The following is an 18,257-nucleotide window of genomic DNA, read 5'->3' as shown; positions in this document are numbered from 1 at the left end:
TACCGGACCGCCCTACCCATTTCTGATCGCCCACAGCTCCATCTTGAGCCCCGGATACTGCCCCGACACATGCACGGCGATGCCACCGGATGTGGTCATCTTGCGCCAATAGGGGCTGTCGGCATCCATTTCGAAGTATACCACACCCGCATGGTAGGGGATCTGCCGCGGCGCCACCGGCAAGGGGCGCAGCGTGATCCCCGGCAACGCGGAGTTCACCAGCTGACGGATTTCCTCGACCGGGCCGATCTTGGCCTGACCGGCAAAGTGGCGACGCACATCCTCGGCCGGGATCTCGGCGCTGACCGCCAGGACAAACCCGGCATTGCCCAGCAGTTTGCGGTCCGCGATGACCCCGACGGAAATACCGTATTTGCGCGGCTCCAGCTTGATTGAAATCGCGGTCTGTTCCAGCACCGAGCTGAGGTACTGCCGCAGGGTGCGGATCACCGGTGCGAAACAGCCCATCAGATTATCATGGGTATAGGCGGGGAATTCGGGCGCCTGTTTTTCCGTGGACATGAAAACCGACAACTCACCGGCCAGCCCGGTCAGCAGCATGAACAGCCGTTCGGGGTGCAGGTTTTCGATCTGCCGCAGATGGCGCACCATCGGCAGCGTGCGGTTCACCACCGTCAGCAGCAAGAAGTCGGACACATCCGCCACCCCGCGGGCGCCACCGGCTTCGGCCAGACGTCCGGCCAGGGCCTCCATGCGATGCGCGAGCAGCCCTTCGAGTTCCCGCAAAAACCCCGAAAGCGCCGGAGCCGCACGCACATCCAGACAGGAGGGAATGAAGGCCTGATCCAGTACGATCTCCTGATCAGGGCGCACTTCGATGATCCGGGCCACAGGGATGGCCAGCAGGTCAGCCAGATCATCGACCTCAAGCGCGAATTGCAGCCGCATCTTGCCCACATCCAAAGGCACCGGTTTGCGCTCGGCACTGGTGACATCGGTCACCTCCTGCGTGTCGGGACGCAACCGGCTGGCCGAGCGTTCGGCGCCGGACAGATCCACCTCGGCAGCGCCCTGACGGCGTTGCGGTACGGTCAGGTAGACGACGCAGTCCTTGACCGTCGACGGCACCTCCATCGCGGGCGGATGCGGATCGGCCATAGGCACCCGGAACACCGTGCCATCATGGGTCAGCCCCTCGCAGGACTTCAGTGCAAACTGGCCGATTTTCAACGCTTCGTGGTCGATCTCAAGCCCGTTCACCCCCCAGGTATAGGGGCCAAGACGCCGCGCCAGCCCGCCGACAAGCGCCTCGGTATAGCGGTCGGCCTGCTGGAAATGATGAGGCTGCAGAAACAGCCCCTCTGTCCAAAGCACTTTACTGTCCCAGGACACTGGGTTCTCCTTTTAATTGGACCACGCGCAGGGCGCGGGTCAGTCTTTCAACCGGTCCAGCTGAGCCTTGTAGGCCCGCGCAAATTCGCGGCTGAACAGATCGTGAAAATCGTTTTCCGCCTGATCTGAAATCTCGGCGTATAGTTGTTCGTAAACATCCCAATAGCGTGCCTTCTTGCCGCGCAAGATCCCGCCAAGGCCGCCCTTGTCCTCGATCTGCGCCTCCAGCGCCTTGGGGTCCAGACGGCCCAGCACCCCTTTGAGCGCGGCCTCCATGCCGGTGACCATGGCGACCTCATGCGCCTTGATATCCTGCAGGGCCTCTTCGGCAGCGGTTTCCGGCGACAGGTAGCCCTTGGTCGCGGGGCGGAGCATGGTCTCAATCGCCTGTTCCGGCGTGATCGAGAATTTCAACGGGTTGTTGCCGCCTGCGGAAATCATCGTCTGTTCGATCCGGAACTCGGATTTGATCGAGGTCCGTGTCATCAGGATTTCACGCAGGCCCGCGATGAGGGTGTGCATGACCCGGCCCATTCGGCGCATGGCCGTCGCCGGATCTTCGCCTTTCAAGGCCGCCTCTTCGGCGCCGAGCCCTTCCAGGAAGGCTGCCGTGATCTGATCGCCAGATGCATCCGATGCCGCGGCCGCCGCTGTCTGATCAGTCGGCGGCGCGTCAGCCGGTTGCGGAGCCGGGGCTATTGGTTCCGGCGCGGTGTGTTGCGGCGGTCGCGCTGGTGCAGGATCTGGCTGCTGGTCCTCTGCAGGGGGGGCGGCTGGCGGCATATCCTCGGCGGGAGGAGGCGGCGCAGCCACTGCTGGTTCCGCGGGCGGGGTCGGCGCCTCGGAAGGTCCCTCGATCCCCGAAAGGAAATCATCATCCCAATCATCCGGGATGAGCGCCGAAGATGACGTGCTGGGCGATGCAAAACTGTCCTGCGCCGAGGGGGCATGGCTGGGCAGGCTGGCGCCCTCCCCTTCGCGGCCATCGCTGGCCTTCTGGAAAAACGGATCTTCGTCTTCGCCCATCGGCGGCAGCAATTCGTCGATGGGATCTACCGGGTTCAGCTGCGAGGGGCCGGTCGGCTCCGACCCGCCCAGAAGATCATCCAGAAAATCACGCCCCGGACCGGCATCGTCCAGCAGCGCCAGCGGGTCCGGCGCGTTCTCGGCCACCCCGGGTGACATCGGTGCCGCCTCCAGTGGCGCTGCAATGCCCGCATCCGGTTCGGCCAGATCATCCCGGATTTCGATGACCAACTCGTAGTTCCCGATACAGATCACATCACCGTTGTTGAGCGGTGTCGGTGTGCGGCCAAGCGGGATTTTCGAGTAGTTGAGAAAGGTGCCGTTGGAGCTGAGATCGACGATCACGACCGAGCCGTTGTGATCCTCGATCACGCAGTGATGGCGCGACAGCATCTGATCGGGGTCCGGCAGCACCATATCATTGCTGGCGCCACGCCCGACGGTCAGGCTGGCCCCCCGCATCGGCACCGGCGCCGCATCGCCAGGCATCGTTCCCGAGCTCTGAAATTTGAGCGTCACCGCCATAGTCGCGATTATCCTCCTACAATCACTGTCACCTGCCCCATGGTGATCATGCCACCACAGGCCGCGTTATCCAGAATGCGGGCGGCGGGCAGATTGTTGATCAGTACCGTCGCCGATCCCTTGATGATCGGATGCGGTGGGGCGGCCGTGCACATGTCGCTCATCCGGGCAGCAGGCAGGCCGCCGACCAGAACGGTCACGGCGCAGGGCGGCAGAATCGGTGTCGGCACCGGCAGCACCGGTGGCGGCGGCGTCGATGGCAGCATGCAAGCATGCAGATCGGTCACGCGGGCCTGGGGCATTCCCATGTCAAACCACCTCCTCGTTACACTTCTTCAGAGGCCGCCGACGTGGCAGCCCCCTGACCATTGCCGCCGCGCGCAATATCCAGCGCTCGGGCGACCAACACACGGCCATGTTCTTCAAACCTATCAGACAATTGGCCCAACGCTACCATATTCATGGCAAAAGCGGCCGCCTCGGAGGCCCCGGCCGGCGCGGGATACTGACGCAGATCGCCCGGCCCCAAGGTGCCATCGGCATAAAGCACCGCCAGAGCACAATTGACCGTGTCATCATCCACATAGGCATGGTCCAACGTGATGCGCGCCGCATCGCGGTTTTCCTCGCTCGGGTCCAGAACCCAGGCTTCGGAGGTGGTCAGTGACGGCGGATCCTTGGGCGAGCGCGGCCCGATATAATCACGCGCGGCAAGGCAGGCCCACCAGACCCGCTCCCGTGGCGGCAAAAGCACGGCAAGAAGACGCAACAGGTCCACCAAAGCGCCCTTGTCCGCCAGTTCTTTCAGCACCGCCGGGGCCGTTGCGGTCGGCGGCGACTGTAACGGGGTCTTCAGCAGAACATTCGCCCGCGACAGCAGCTTGGCGACCGGATCGGCGGGAAGCTTTTTCAGATCATCATAGTTTTCCGACATCGTTCCCACCTAGTTGATCAGCGTCAGGCCGCCCTTGAGGGTCAGCATTGCATCGCCTTTGACCGTGGTCATCGGCGCTTTCGCCTCGACCATGCCGGAGCCTTCGATCTTGATCATCGGGCCCTTGATGGTGACACCCGAATTGTCGATCTTGACCGAGGATCCCCCCACCTTGAGCAGGATTTCCTGTCCCGCCGACATCTCGATCTTCCCGGCCGTCACATCCACGGTCAGATTACCAAGCGAGACCGTTTCGGAGTGATTGCCCTTGGCAATCGTTTCGGTCAGGTTACCGGTGTCCACATCAAGGGTCATGTTGCCCTTCTGGATGGTTTCAGACTTGTCACCCGTCTCCACCAGTTCCGTGCGATCCCCAGATTTCACGGTTTCTGTCATGTTCTGCTTGATGGTCATCGCAAAACTTTTCTCGTCCGTGCCCGGCGCATCCGGATCAGGCGCATCCAGCCCCACCGTCACCGCTGAGCGATCCTTGACCAGCATCTGGTGATCCTTCTGCGCCTGAACACGCATCAGCTCCTCGCCGGCCTTGTCCTCGAACATCAGCTCGTTATAGCCGCCGCCGCCCTTGGACGAGTTGGTCTTGATCCCCAGCTGCGTCTGATCGTCGGGATATTTGTAGGGTGGCATTGTGTCGGAATTATAGAGCATTCCGGTGCAGATCGGGCGGTCCGGATTGCCGTCCTCAAACTGGATCACCACCTCCTGACCGATACGCGGCACTGCCACCATGCCCCAGTTCTTGCCAGACCAGGGCGTGACGACGCGAACGAAACAACAGGCGGTTTCGTTCTTCTTGCCCTCCCTGTCCCAGTGAAACTGGACCTTGATGCGGCCATATTCATCGGTCCAGATTTCCTCGCCGCTTTGCCCGACAACCGTCGCGGTCTGAAGGCCGGGCACCTCGGGCCAGGGCGTCACCAGCGGGGCCCGAAACTGTTCTTGCTTTTCGATCGCAGAAAAGGTCGAAGCATAGGCGTCGCCTGCGACCTCTTCGGGGAAATCCATGTTGCGGGGTTTCACGTCCCGCCGCATCTCGCCCTCTTTGGCAGCGTCGCTCTTGCGGTCTTCCCTTTCGTTGTAATCCCCTGCCACCTGCAGATAGTGGATCGTATCCACCACCAGATATTCGCCATTGGCGTCACTGTCCGGGTGGTTTTTCAGAGTAAAGGTTCCACCAGTGCCAAGGGTGCGCACGCTGGAGGCACCGCGCCAGCGTTTATGAACTATCGCTTCGGCTTCCATCCGTACCCGGGCCAGTTTTCCGCCCAGGCCGGTGTCTTTGCGGTGGTGGCCCTGATAGTCGTAGACCTCGTAATCCTTGTGGCTGTGATTGCCGCGGGTGATCGAGTTATTGACCTTGAGATCCGCCATGGGTGAGGTGAAATCGAAATCATTCAGCGTCACCTTGCCTCGGGTCAGCGTTTCCTCGCGCGTCCATTCGGCAATGTGATCCTCGCGGCGGCGATCCCGATCATCGCGGGCATGGAATTCGATGGTCGATGAGCCGTTGATGGGGGAATGCCCGCTGATTCCGTCACACAACACAAGGCTTTCGGCGGCATTCTTGTCCTTATTGCTGTCAAAGTAGAAATAAATGCCTTCCTCTTCCATCAGGCGGCACAGAAAGGCGTAGTCCGTTTCCCGGTATTGCAGGCAATACTCCCGCTTTTCGTATGAATCGCTGAGCCGGTCGCGAAAATCGCTGAAACCATATTCGCTAAAGATCTGCTTGATGATGTCGACCGCCGACAGGTTCTGGAACACCCGGCTGTCAGAGGTGCGCGTCAACAACCAGAACCAGGGCCGGACCTCGGCCACATAGTGACCATAGCCATCCCGGAACCCCATGTTTTCAACCGAGATACACAGGCCGGAAAACTTCTGGTCGCTTCCATCTGCCGTTGTCACATGCAGGTTCAGGGTCTGGCCGACGATCTCTTCCAGTTTGACCGCCTTGTTCTTGGACTGAAACGCGACCGTGGTTTCGGTCAGCTTGCTCAACCCTTCGCGCACGATGGCCCGTTTCAGGTGCAGGTCCCGGGCGCTGTAGCTGCCCGACATCCAGACCATATCGCTTTCATGGGCTTTGCTCTCAACCATGGCGGCTCCTTTCACGAATGAAGGCCAGAGCGGACCCAGCCCGCCTTATGTCCATCCGAAACATCATAAATCATCCAATAGCGCGGCAAGATCGGCATCCATGCCATCGTCGTCGCCGCTGTCCTCATCAATATCTTCAAAAGACGCCAGCAAATCATCGAGATCGCCGCCGTCGTCGCCACTCGTATCAAGATCAAGGTCGTCGAGCCCCAGATCATCAAGGTTCAGATCGTCATCATCGCCACCATCTGAACCGGGAACGGTGTCCTCGCCGCCTGCGGCAGATGCAGCCTTGCGCGGATCGGGCGGCGAAGGTTCTGGCGCGGGCACGCCAGTCCAGGGGCCCAGGATTTCCCCGCCTTTCACCGACTGGAAGGAGGTCAGACGCAACTCGTCCCGTCCCTTGACCGCTGCAATCGCCATGAAGCCACGCTCATTGGCCATGGCGATCTTGTCCAGATCGATGTTGCGTTCGGTACAGGGCAGCGCCACCTGATCGCCAAACCGGTCATTCACATAATGATAGGGCATGCCGCCAAGGCTCATGATGCTGCCCAGCTGCATCGCAGCGCCATTGGCCTTGAAGGAGCGCGCCAGCAGAATGGCGACCAGAACCACCGGATTGGCCCAGAGCATCCCGCGCAGCCCCTCGGCCTCGGTAAACTCCTCAAAATCGAACTCGTAGATCGGATCGCTTTTGGCACCATAGGGGCGGCGCAGCAGGAACCGGGGGCTGACCAATCCCAGATGCCCTGCTTCGGACATGCCCTGCAGGGTGTCCCAGGCCTCGGCCACCAGTTTCGGGCGTTCCTTTTTCGGGACCGCCAGGAAGGCGGGCGACATAGCGGCAAAGAAGGGCGCATCCACATGCGCAGCCACCCGCGCGATCCGGCCCAAAAGCTCCGCATGCGGCGGGGTTTCCTCGAAACCATAGAAGCCAATCAGCGCCGAATAGCCGCCACGCCCGTTTTCCTCGTCCAGCGGCTCCTCGGTCAGCAGGCGGGCAAAACCGCTTTGGGTCAGATCATCGGCGGCGGCCAGATCCGCCGCCAGTTCCTCGGCCGAAACGTCATACAGCATGACCTCAAGACTGTCGTCGACCTCGACCGAGCGCGCGATCAGATCCAGCGCGCGCCACTGCGCTTCAACTGATTGGAATTCCGGATGATGCAGCACCAGCCGCATCGCATCAGACAGCGCTTCGTCCACCGCCACCTGCATCGCCGCCACGTCCGGATCTGGCAGCTCGCGAATATGCGGGCCAACGATACGGGCCAGCATCTCCTCGACCGGAGAGGCTTGCCGCAGCGCATTGCCGGTATCGCCAATCAGCTGCTGGAAGGCGCTGAGCCGCCGGTCCGCGGGCACCGAACTGCCTGCCGAGCGGGTTTTCGGCGCATGGGCACGGGTGCCGTGTTTCTCCGCCCAGGCGCGCAACGTCGCCGCCGCATGATCCGCCGTGGCGCCGCTTTGCAACTGTTTGCGCAGCCCCACGAGTTCGGAAAACAGCGTAACATTTTCAAACAGCTCATCCGGGTGCAGATCGTCCAGCGTGCCCAGCTTGACCGCGATGCCTGCGCCATCCTTGCCGATGGGCAGCACCAATTCGGTGGCAAAGCTTTCGATCACATCCTCGACCGTATCGGGATCCAAGAGAACCGCTTTACGCGCAGCCAGGGCATCGCCGGTTTCGACAATACCGCGCGCCGCCCGGCCCGAAAAATCTCCGAACAGCGCCAAGCGGAAGCGTTTTCTCACCAACTTTTGCGGCTCGGGACGATCTGCGGACAGGGTCCCAAATGCGAATTCCGGGTCCTTGTCAGCCTCGGCTTCCGCGGCTGCCGGAGGGGTCGCCTCTTCTGTGGCTGTCTCATCTGCCGTGAGATCCCCCAGAAGATCATCCAGATCGTCGCCGCCTGCGTCCTCATCCTCGCTGGCAAGCCCGGCGAGCAGATCGTCAAGATCATCATCGCCGGCCGTATCCGCAGTTTCCTCACCCGCCAACAGGGCATCCAGATCATCACCCGGATCATCCAGATCCGTCAGAAGAGCGTCGAGGTCATCGCTATCCTCAGCTTCATCTGTGATTTCATCAGGCTCTTTTTCCTCGGAAGCTTCGTCACCCAAGCCTGCGAGCAGGCTGTCCAGATCATCCTCATCTGCATCGTCGCTGGCGTCTTCTTCGAACCCGGACAACAAGTCATCCAGATCATCGCCCGCCGCTTCCTCTGACGCCTCTTCGGCTTCATCAGTGTCGTCCGAAGTCTCATCCGCGAGCAGAGCATCCAGATCGAAATCCGCATCACTCGGCTCTGCCTCGGACACCTCCTCATCATCGTCCGCCAGCAAAGCGGCAAGGTCATCGTCCGGAGCGTCATCCGGCTCTTGGACCTCGGTGGCATCCTGCAAGAGGGCGGCGAGATCGTTCTCGTCCTGCATCTGATCTGCCTGCACTTCAGGCTCTTCATCTGCAGTCAAATCACCAAGAAGATCGCCCAGATCACTGTCCTCGGCCGCTGTCTCCTCGGCCTCGTCGCTCAGACCCAGATCGGACAGGATGTCATCCGCGTCCCCTTCGCCCGCGTCGTCGTCGCCGACCCGATCCTCTTCAGAGATACCACCCAGAATGTCATCAAGGTCGGGATCAGCTTGCTCGCTATCCCCTGTCTCGACTTCCGCCAGAGAATTCAGCGCGTCCTCCGCTGTATCACTTGCCTCTGCCGCGTCGGTTTCCGGCTCGGCTAGCCCTTCCAACAGCGCCGCAACATCATCTTCCGGCGCTTCGGTTTCTGAAACTTCAACCGACGTAAGGCTGCTAAGGGCTGCCACCTGTGCAGTGTCTTCGCCTTCTGCCTCTTCGTCATCGTGGCTATCACTCAGGCCGAGATCCGAAAGGATATCATCCGCTCCCCCTTCGTCCGTGTCGTCGCCGCCGGTCGGCTCTTCTTCGGAAATGCTGCCCAGAATGTCATCGAGATCGGGGGCGTCTTCCTCGCCCTGCCCTGTCTCGATTTCCGCCAGAGACTGCAGCGCGTCTTCCGTTGTATCGGCTTCCTCTACCGCGTCGGTTTCCGGCTCGGCTAAGCCTTCCAGCAGCGCCGCGACATCGTCCTCAGGCGCTCCACTGTCTGAAACCTCGATTGAGGCAAGACTGCTGAGAGCTTCTGCCTGCGCCGTCTCCTCCTCCGCGTCGCTGGTATCCTCCGGCACGCTCCCGAGGATATCTGCCAGCGTATCTTCTGTTTCCTCCTGCTCCGGCGGTGGCGCGGCGGTGGTCAGGGTATCGAGGGCTTTCAGTGCCTCCTCTTCGTCGCTGTCAGGATCCGTCTCTTCCGCCGAAGCCAGGCCGCCAAGGATATCGCCGACCTCGTCCTCAGCAGTGTCCTCTGGCTCGATGGCCGTCAGGCTGTCCAGCGCGGCCAGAGCCGTATCCGGCGCGTCGCTGTCTTCGGTTTCGGGCAGACTGTCGAGCGCGGCGGACAGATCGTCCTGCGTCTCTTCCTCTTCTACCGGGGACTGCGAAAGGCCCTGCAACACCTGCGCCGCGTCATCCTTTTCAGGTGGCGTTGCCGTGTCCGTCGCCTCAATACCTCCGAGAACATCATCGATGTCAGGCCCGGCATCCTCAGCGGCAGGTGCATTGCTTGCGATCCCGGTCAGGACATCGGTCACCGTGTCAGCCCCCGGGTCCTGAGATGGTTCTGACCCCGCCAGATCCTTCAGGACATCCGCCGTCTCGTCCTCTGCTGGTTCTGCCGCCGGTTCACCCGTCGCAAGACCCTCAAGGATACCGGAGGTCGCATCCGCCTCGTCCTGTTCCTCAGGCGCCTGCCCGCGCAGACTGTTCAGAACACCCTCGGACCCGTCCTCAGTTTTTGCCTCTACCGGGGCCTGGCCCGCCAGATCCGACAGGATATTGCTGCTTTCATCCGCGGCTTCCTCGGGCAAATCTATGCCACGCAAGGATTCAAGGGCCGTCTCTGTGTCGGCGGAGGGTTCGGAGGCCGACACTGCCGCCAGCAAGCTGGGCGTATGCAGGATCTTTTCGATCAGCGCCTCGGCCCCGGATTTGCCATCCATATAGGCCATCAGGTTTTGCAGCTGGGTGCGCGCCTCCAGCAGCGGGCGCAGCGCGTCCACCTTGGCGGCAATCGCGCCGGGTGAAAAATCCTTCATGCTTTCGAAAGTCAGATCGACCGACAGATTGCCCTCGCCGGTCAGCGTGTTGGGCACCGAAAAGGCGGCGCGGGGCGCCAGCGCCTTCATCCGCGCGTCGAAATTGTCGACATCGATCTCCAGGAATGTCCGGTCCGCCACCGACGGCTGCGGCACCTTCGATTTGCCCGTCAGATCCGCCATCACCCCCATGACAAAGGGCAGCTGAACCTTCTTCTCCGCGCCGTAAAGCTCCACATCATATTCGATCTGAACCCGGGGCGCACGATTGCGGGCAATGAACTTTTGTGAGCTGTCAGCCATCCCCGCCCCCTTTCAGCGCCGCCAGTTCATTGCGCAGCACTTTGATCTCCTGATGCATCTCCAGAACATGTTCGTCGATCACATCAGTCTCCCGGCGCACCAGATCGCGCAGCTGTTCGAATTCGGCTTCCGCCTCAGCCTCCACCGCGGACTGCATGGTATTGACCAGAAGACCGATGAACAGGTTCAACACCGAAAAGGCGGTGATGACGATAAAGGGCACGAAGAACGACCAGGCAAAGGGGAAAACCTCCATCACCGGACGCACGATCCCCATCGACCAGCTTTCCAATGTCATGATCTGGAAGAGGGAATAGAGCGACCGCCCCAGCGTGCCGAACCATTCCGGGAAAGCCGCGCCATACATCAGCGTTGCCATCACCCCAAAGACGTAGAAGACGATCGAGATCATGACGATCACCGCGCCCATGCCGGGCAAGGCATCCAGAAGCGCCTGCACCACCGCCCGCATCTGCGGAATGACTGAAAGCAGACGCAGCGCCCGGATCACCCGCAACCCGCGCAGAGCCGACAGCCCCTGTTTGTCCGGCAACAGGCCGACGCTGACGACCAGCAGGTCAAAGATATTCCAGGCCGAGGCGAAGAACCGGAACCCATAGGCGAAGAGTTTCAGCGCCAGTTCAGCAACAAAGATCCCAAGCACAAGCCGGTCGATCCCATCCAGCAAACCGCCAATCTGGGCATCGACCGATTGTGAGGTGCTGAGCCCCAGCGTCACCGCGTTGAAGATGATGACACCCAGGATACCGTTGGTCACCGCAGGGCGTTCCACAAAAATGCGGGCGCGGGCGCGCAGCGTCAAACTCTCTTCGTGGTCTGCGGTACTCAACGTCTCTTCTCCTCTCGCTCTTTGGCAGGCGTCAGGCCGCCGCTTCCACCACGTTATCGACCAGCCCCTTGATGTCCTTGATCGCATCAAGGACGCCCTTGCCCTCTTCCAGGATGGTCAGTTTCTCCAGCTCCTTGATCTTCTGAATGGTGGTACGGTCGTCGATCTCCAGACCGTTGCCCTTCATCACCTCCTGAATTTCAACGAGAAACGCTTCGCGCTCGGCCAGCTTCTTGTTCATGGCAGAACCAGCTCGTTTCAGGTCCATACATTTCGCGCCGATCTTGACCCCTTCCTTCAGGGTCCTGTTGGACTTCATCGCCTTCATCAGCTTGTCGGCGCTGGCGCCCAGTTTGTCAGCGCGGTGGCGGGTCTTGGTGGTGTGTTCACGGTAGGCCACGCGGGCCTTTTCCACATCGGCAAGGTTGCTTTTGATCTTCTTCACCGAGAAATCCATGATCTTTGCGGCGATGGATTTCAGATCACGCCCCTGGGTGACTTCCTCTCCGGCATCTTTTGCGGATTTCAGCGCTCCCTTGATCGCGGCCATCGGTTTGGAATAATCGAGATTGCCCGCGATATCGCCAAGTCCCTGCCGGTCGATTGCCTGCTGCACCGAGGTTTCCCGCAGTTTCAGAAAGGCAGCGAGCCCCTTTTGCAGGTCCTTGCGCAGCTTGGCTTCGTTCTTCAGCTGCTGATTGATCTCAAGACCCAGTTTGGCCACCTCGACCACGATGGTTTTGTAGGAGGTGATCTCGGCCCCCGACGTGGCAATCAGTTTCGCCACCGAGGCGCCGATCTTAATCACACCAAGGCTGCATTTGACCGTAGTCTTGACCCGCGCCTCTTTCAGCAGCTTGTCTTTCTGCGCCTCGGCCTTCAGCGTCTTCTCAACCGCCTTCTGGGCTGCCGGTTCGGCCGAGGCCAAGGCGTTCTTGATGCTCATGTTGGAGTCAGCGATCATCTGCTGCGCCGCTGCCACGTTCTTCTTGGTCGGCTCCTGCATCAGCTCGCCGATCTTCTTGTCGAGCCGGACCGCCTCTTCCTTGATGATCTTCTCGTAATCCAGCATCACCGCCTCGGCGGCCGCTTTCAGACGGTTCATCGCTGTGCTGGGCACCTCTTTGGGCTTCGACAGCTTGCCAGTGGTTGTAACCTCGATCACCACATCCGCACGGTATTTGGGGATTTCCAGATAGATCAGCTTTGGTTTGCTGCGCACGATATCGATGATTGGCAGCGTTGCCTTTGTTACTGTCGTCTTTGCCATCTCAAGATCCTCACTGATAAAATTGCAGCCCCGTCGACCGCTGTTTCCTACTGACTACTTGTGCCGGTTCACCCGGCGCGCTTTGCGCCCCTATTCGAATGCGTATGAGAAGGCGTCATCCGCGATGTCGATCTCAACCTTGCTCACCTCCCGGCCCTCCATCAGGCGGCGCAGGAATTCGTTCGAGATGTCGGGCAGCATACTATTAGTGACGATGGCATCGATCATCCGGCCACCGCTTTCCAGCTCCTGACAACGCTCGACGATCTTGTCGACAACCGCATCCGAATAAGAGAACGGCACGCTATGCGCTTCCTCGACGCGTTTCTTGATCCGACCCAGCTGCAGCCGGGTAATCTCTGCGATCATGTCGGGGCTGAGCGGATAATAGGGGATCGTCACCAGACGCCCCAGAAGCGCCGCCGGAAAAATCTTCAGGAGCGGATCACGCAGCGCCTTTGCGATGCCTTCGGGTTCCGGCATCAGATCCGGATCGGCGCACATATCCATGATCAGATCGCTGCCCGCGTTCGAGGTCAGCAGGATCAGCGTGTTCTTGAAATCGATCACGCGGCCTTCGCCGTCCTCCATCACGCCCTTGTCAAAGACCTGAAAGAAGATCTCGTGCACGTCCGGGTGGGCCTTTTCGACCTCATCCAGCAGCACCACCGAATAGGGCTTGCGACGCACCGCCTCGGTCAGAACGCCGCCCTCACCATAGCCGACATAGCCCGGAGGCGCGCCTTTCAGCGAGCTGACCGAATGGGCCTCCTGATATTCGGACATGTTGATGGTGATGACATTCTGCTCACCACCATAAAGGACCTCGGCCAAGGCCAGCGCCGTTTCCGTCTTACCCACACCGCTGGTGCCGGCCAGCAGGAAGACACCGATGGGTTTGTTCGGGTTGTCGAGGCCGGCGCGGCTGGTCTGGATGCGCTTGGCAATCATCTGCATCGCGTGATCCTGTCCGATCACCCGCTTGGCCAGATGCTCTTCGAGCGACAGGATGGTGGCGATTTCATCCTTGACCATGCGACCCACCGGGATGCCGGTCCAGTCCCCCACGACCGAGGCCACCGCCTGATGATCGACGATGGGCAGGATCAGGGGGCGGTCGCCCTGCAGCTCTTCCAGTTCCGCGTTCTTTTCCTTCAGCTCCTGCATCAGGGTGGCGCGGGTTTCCTCATCCAGCGGGCTGTCACCGGCGTCTTCAACTTCTTCGGCAGGCGCATCCACCGGCGCGGCGCCCTCGCGCAGCTTGGCGCGCAGCTCAAGGATCGCCTCAACCACGGCTTTTTCCCGGTCCCATTGGCCTTTGAGTTCCGCCAGGCGTTCTTCCTCGGCGGTCTTTGCGGCTGCCACGGCCTCGCGCCGCGCGGCAACGTCATAGCCGGCGGTTTCGTCGCGACCGATGATCTCCAGCTCGGTGGTCAGCGCCTCGATCCGGCGCTGACTGTCGTCCACCTCGGCCGGGACTGCGTGCTGACTGACCGCCACACGAGCGCAGGCCGTATCCAGCAGGCTGACGGATTTGTCCGGCAATTGCCGCGCCGGGATATAGCGCGCCGACAGGGTGACCGCCGCTTCGATACCTTCATCCAGAACCTGCACGCGGTGGTGTTTCTCCAGCATCGAAGCGATGCCGCGCATCATCAGGATCGCCTTGGGAATGTCCGGCTCATCCACCTTCACCACCTGGAAACGGCGGGTCAGCGCGGGGTCCTTTTCGATGTATTTCTTGTATTCGGCCCATGTGGTTGCGCCGATGGTGCGCAGGGTGCCACGCGCCAGGGCCGGTTTCAGCAGGTTGGCCGCATCGCCGGTGCCCGCTGCGCCCCCTGCCCCGACCAGCGTGTGGGTTTCATCCACAAACATCACAATTGGCGTGGGGCTGGCCTGCACCTCGTCAATCACCTGCCGCAGACGGTTTTCAAATTCGCCCTTCATGCTGGCGCCGGCCTGCAACAAACCCACGTCCAGCACCAGCAGCCGCACATCCTGCAAGGCGGGCGGAACATCGCCGCGGGCGATGCGCAGCGCGAAGCCTTCGACCACCGCGGTTTTCCCGACGCCTGCCTCCCCGGTCAGGATCGGGTTGTTCTGGCGCCGTCGCATCAGGATATCGACGATCTGGCGGATTTCCTCGTCCCGGCCGACGATCGGATCGATTTCCCCATTGCGGGCCTGTTCGGTCAGGTCGGTGCAGAATTGCTCCAGCGCCTCGCCCTTGCCCATGGCGCCGGGGGCCATCGCATTGGAAGCTTCACCCGGTTCGGCACCGCCGCCCACGTCGCTGCCATCCTGCGCGCCAAGGCGATCCTCGGGCGAGCCTTCCGTGGCTGCGGCAAAATTGTCGGCCAGATCATCGGCGCCGATCTTGGCCAGCTCGGGCGACATCGACGCCAGGATATTGCGCAAGGCGGGTGTTTTCAGCATCCCCAGCAGCAGATAACCGCTGCGCACCTTGGAGTCTGAATAGAGCAGCGAGCCCCAGACCCAGCCGCGTTCCATCGCATCCATCAAATGATCGCTCAGATCCGAAATCGCCGAGGCCCCGCGCGGCAGCATATCCAGCGCCCGCGTCAGTTCCGTCGCGATCTTGCCGGTGTCCAGGTCATAGTACTGGATGATCCGGTGCAGATCGCTGTCCTGTAGCGCCAGAAGCTGATGCATCCAGTGGACCAGCTCCACATAGGGATTGCCCCGCATCTTGCAGAATACGGTTGCGCCTTCGACGGCCTGATACCCCAGTTTGTTGAGCTTGCCGAACAAGGCCACACGGCTGATCTCGGTCATTTCACATAACTCCCTCTACTCGTTCTTGGGACCCGGCGGCGACACCGGGATACAGATACAGATCACCCGCATCGGGCTGGTCCTTGTCCGGATCGGGCCGCGAGCGGATCCAGCTGGTATGGCCCAGCCGGGTGCTGCCGCCGAGACTGGCGCGCGGCACCTCGTCTCCGGCCAGCACAAGATTCACATCCCAGTCCAGCACATCGCCGACGTAGGACCGCACGATGGACCGCAGGCGCGAAAGGGCTCTGCCGCCGGGCAGCAGCCGATTGTAATCCGCAAGGCTGAGCGGGCCGATCCGCAGGCGGAACTTGGCGGTTCTGCTCCAGACCTTGTCACCAAGGCTGGTGCTGCGCCCCAAAGCCCCGGATCCCAGTTGCCAGCGGTCATCCGGTTCCAGCTGCAGCCAGCTGCCGACGTATTCTTCCAGATGGACAGGCACCTCCAGGAAGGCGGACAGGATCGAGACCAGCCCTTCGGGATGCTTTGCGCCTTGGGACAGGTGCCCCGAAAAATGCAGCTTCGCCAAATCGGGCATTGCATCGCGATCCGGCAAGCCCTTGCCGCTGTAGCCGGTAAAGGCAGCGATGCGTTTTGCCATCGGATCATCGGCGCGGTCAAAGCTGACGGCCGGCTGCCCCTGTGTCCACGCCCGGTACAGAAGGCTCAGCATCCGGTGAGTCAGCATATCGGCAAAGGCCACCATGGTCGGATCACGGTGGTTCCGTTTGCGATCCCGGGCATATTCCGTCAGGTGCAGCGGCAGCGGACCCTGCGGGCCGAACAGACCAAAGAACCGGTTGGTCAGGCGCGCAGGCCGGTCGCCCTCTGGCGGGGTGAAGCCCGCAATGGTGGAGGGTGGAAAGGCCAGCTCGGCCTCCTGCCCCAGCCGCAGACGGTCCTCGCGCGGGCGACGGCTTTCGCCGAGGCGCGGGGCCTCGGCAAAATGCGCCTCCAGCAGCCGCAGGGCCTGAAAAACGTGATGCTCTTCAGGCGACGCGGCCAACCGGCCATATAGACTCAGATCATCCGGCCGAGGCCCTTTTCCGGTCGCCATCTGGCAATGTCTCCGCGTTTCTCGGTTCGAAGAACCGTTTCCGTGAACGAATTGATGGTGGCATATCCGCGAAAGAACCGCTCCAGCACGGCCCCCAGCGCATAGATGTTGCTGCCTTCAAAAAAGCTTTCGTCAAATCCGATTGTGATCTCGAGCCCGCGCACGGCGGTCGACAGGATCTCGTCGCTCATCCGCCGCACGATGGGGCGGCTCGACACCGATACGATCCCTTCCAATTGCTTTTCGGTGACCCGGTTTCCCAATGGGGCATAAAGGCCCACCAACTCGCGCAGGGCCTCTGCCGCCTGCCCCTTGCCGCTGTCGGCAATCGACACGTAGTTGAGGCTGAGATGAGAGATCAGCCGCCAGGCGGTATCCCCCTGCGCCAGAGTCGGATGCGGCCGCGTCGGAGCGACCGGCAAGGAGATCTTCCGCACCGGCCCGCCCTCCGGCAGGTGAAAGACGTCATCGTTCCCGGTTGCCAGCAGCAAGGGAAGATCCCGGTTGGTACAAAGCGCATTGACCGCCAGCTGTTCCAGATGCGGCCCGAAGGGCGCCTGCGTCCGGTCCACCAGCGTCAGGTAGACTTCGGACCCTAGGTAGGACGAGCGCACCCCGCGCAGGCGCTCCTTTTCCGATCTTTGCCGCATCCGGCGTTTGATCGTGTAATAGGCGGGATGGGTTTCCCCCGCAGCGGTAAAATCAGTGGCCGAATAGAACGGGCGGAAGACCACGTCATCTTCGCCTTCGCCGCTGATCCCGGTAACACTCCGCAAGGCGTAGATTTCAAAATCCAGCCCCGCAGTCCGGTTCGGGATCACCTGATGTTCGGTGTCGTTCGGGGTGATCCGGACCCGGTCGCAACGTTTTTCAAACAGGTTCACCGCCGGAACCGCATTCAGCTGAAAAACCTCGGGCACGACGATGGGCTCGATACCGCGCATGCCTTCGCGCAGCAGGATGTAGATATCGACCTCATCCCCCTCGGCACGCTGCAATGCGGGCGCCAGCCCCTGAAGTTCCACAAAGCGGAACCGTTCGGGCATGGCAAAGTATTCCTGGAGCAGGCGATAGCCGTCGTAGGATTGCCGGGGCACCGGCAGCAAAGCCTCTTCGCGGGAAAACCCCTTTTGCACCACAGCGCCATCAGCCAAAGGCGCCTGCCAATCGGCCCTGCGGTTGGTTGACCGCGCGACAACCCCCTGCACCTGGGTGCACAGGAGTTCCAGCAAGGGCCAGCTGTTGCCCGCTGCGCTGGACAGGTAGATCTGCAACCGGTCCATGCCAAGATCGCGCAGCGCCTCACCATCGTTGCGTTTCAGCCGCAGGCGAATACCGGCGCGGGCATCAAAGCCGGTTGCAACCCCGGCGGCCACCAGATCCCCGCGACCGTCGATATACTGGGCCTCAGTGATCTCGATCGGCCACATGGTGATTTCCGCCGCGGTGCGAAATTCGCAAGGGGTCTGCTCCCCTTCGGTCAGGCGCGACCGCAGCACCGAGCCGCGCGGCATAACATAGCCGCTTTTGACGGCAGAGTTGCTGGTATCCGGTTCAAAGGCCGCGATCATCATCGAGGGCGTCGGCGCAAGGTAATGCGGATAAATGATTTCCAGCAGGTTCGAAGTGAAATTGGGATACTGCAGCTCCAGCTCCAGCTGCACCCGGGCCGACAGGAACGCGACCCCTTCCAGCAGCCGTTCCACATAGGGGTCGAGAACCTCAACCCCCTCCATACCAAGCCGCGCCGCAATTTTCGGATAGGCCGCAGCAAATTCGCTGCCCATGTCGCGCAGGTAATTCAGCTCGTTTTCATAGTGGTCCAGCAGCCGTGTATCCATTG

Annotated in this window: 11 protein-coding genes and 1 pseudogene; all 12 read right to left on the bottom strand. The window is 61.4% G+C overall.

Features of this window, described 5'->3' with window-relative positions; all coding sequences use genetic code 11:
* Positions 1–12: 12 nt before the first annotated feature.
* Positions 13–1,353 carry a type VI secretion system baseplate subunit TssK gene (gene tssK, locus SM766_RS19590; protein ID WP_274866621.1) on the bottom strand — a complete coding sequence of 447 codons (1,341 nt, stop codon included), beginning with the start codon at positions 1,351–1,353 and terminating at the stop codon, positions 13–15.
* A 39-nt stretch (positions 1,354–1,392) separates the two neighbouring features.
* A complete protein-coding gene (gene tagH, locus SM766_RS19585; RefSeq protein WP_368948869.1) occupies positions 1,393–2,904 on the bottom strand; it encodes a type VI secretion system-associated FHA domain protein TagH in 1,512 nt (503 codons plus the stop codon).
* 8 nt (positions 2,905–2,912) lie between these two features.
* Positions 2,913–3,212, bottom strand: a complete 300-nt coding sequence (locus tag SM766_RS19580; RefSeq protein WP_274830717.1) for a PAAR domain-containing protein — start codon at positions 3,210–3,212, stop codon at positions 2,913–2,915.
* 17 nt (positions 3,213–3,229) lie between these two features.
* Positions 3,230–3,838, bottom strand: coding sequence for a DUF6931 family protein (locus SM766_RS19575; protein ID WP_274830718.1), 609 nt, complete (start codon positions 3,836–3,838; stop codon positions 3,230–3,232).
* A 9-nt stretch (positions 3,839–3,847) separates the two neighbouring features.
* A complete protein-coding gene (locus tag SM766_RS19570; protein WP_368948868.1) occupies positions 3,848–5,959 on the bottom strand; it encodes a type VI secretion system Vgr family protein in 2,112 nt (703 codons plus the stop codon).
* A 63-nt stretch (positions 5,960–6,022) separates the two neighbouring features.
* On the bottom strand, positions 6,023–9,169 hold the full coding sequence (locus tag SM766_RS19565; RefSeq protein WP_368948878.1) for a type VI secretion system contractile sheath domain-containing protein: 3,147 nt from the start codon (positions 9,167–9,169) through the stop codon (positions 6,023–6,025).
* A gap of 768 nt (positions 9,170–9,937) precedes the next feature.
* Positions 9,938–10,438, bottom strand: a pseudogene (gene tssB / locus SM766_RS19560) (type VI secretion system contractile sheath small subunit); the annotation flags it as partial.
* Positions 10,431–11,288, bottom strand: a complete 858-nt coding sequence (locus SM766_RS19555; RefSeq protein ID WP_274830720.1) for an ion transporter — start codon at positions 11,286–11,288, stop codon at positions 10,431–10,433. The gene SM766_RS19555 and the pseudogene tssB, both read right to left, overlap by 8 nt.
* A 31-nt stretch (positions 11,289–11,319) precedes the next feature.
* Complete coding sequence (locus SM766_RS19550; protein ID WP_274830721.1) at positions 11,320–12,558, bottom strand: hypothetical protein; 1,239 nt, start codon at positions 12,556–12,558, stop codon at positions 11,320–11,322.
* A 90-nt stretch (positions 12,559–12,648) separates the two neighbouring features.
* The gene (tssH, locus tag SM766_RS19545; RefSeq protein ID WP_368948867.1) at positions 12,649–15,357 is read right to left on the bottom strand and encodes a type VI secretion system ATPase TssH; all 2,709 of its coding nucleotides are present in this window, start codon (positions 15,355–15,357) and stop codon (positions 12,649–12,651) included.
* A 1-nt stretch (position 15,358) separates the two neighbouring features.
* The gene (tssG, locus tag SM766_RS19540) at positions 15,359–16,414 is read right to left on the bottom strand and encodes a type VI secretion system baseplate subunit TssG (RefSeq protein WP_274834009.1); all 1,056 of its coding nucleotides are present in this window, start codon (positions 16,412–16,414) and stop codon (positions 15,359–15,361) included.
* Positions 16,378–18,255 carry a type VI secretion system baseplate subunit TssF gene (gene tssF, locus SM766_RS19535; protein WP_274837458.1) on the bottom strand — a complete coding sequence of 626 codons (1,878 nt, stop codon included), beginning with the start codon at positions 18,253–18,255 and terminating at the stop codon, positions 16,378–16,380. The genes tssG and tssF overlap by 37 nt, the downstream gene beginning before the upstream one ends.
* Between the last annotated feature and the right edge of the window lie 2 nt (positions 18,256–18,257).

Origin of the sequence: Pseudophaeobacter sp. A-200-2 (assembly GCF_041008815.1) — a bacterium.
GTDB lineage: Bacteria > Pseudomonadota > Alphaproteobacteria > Rhodobacterales > Rhodobacteraceae > Phycobacter > Phycobacter gallaeciensis_A.
This window is presented reverse-complemented; position numbering and strand designations above follow the sequence as displayed.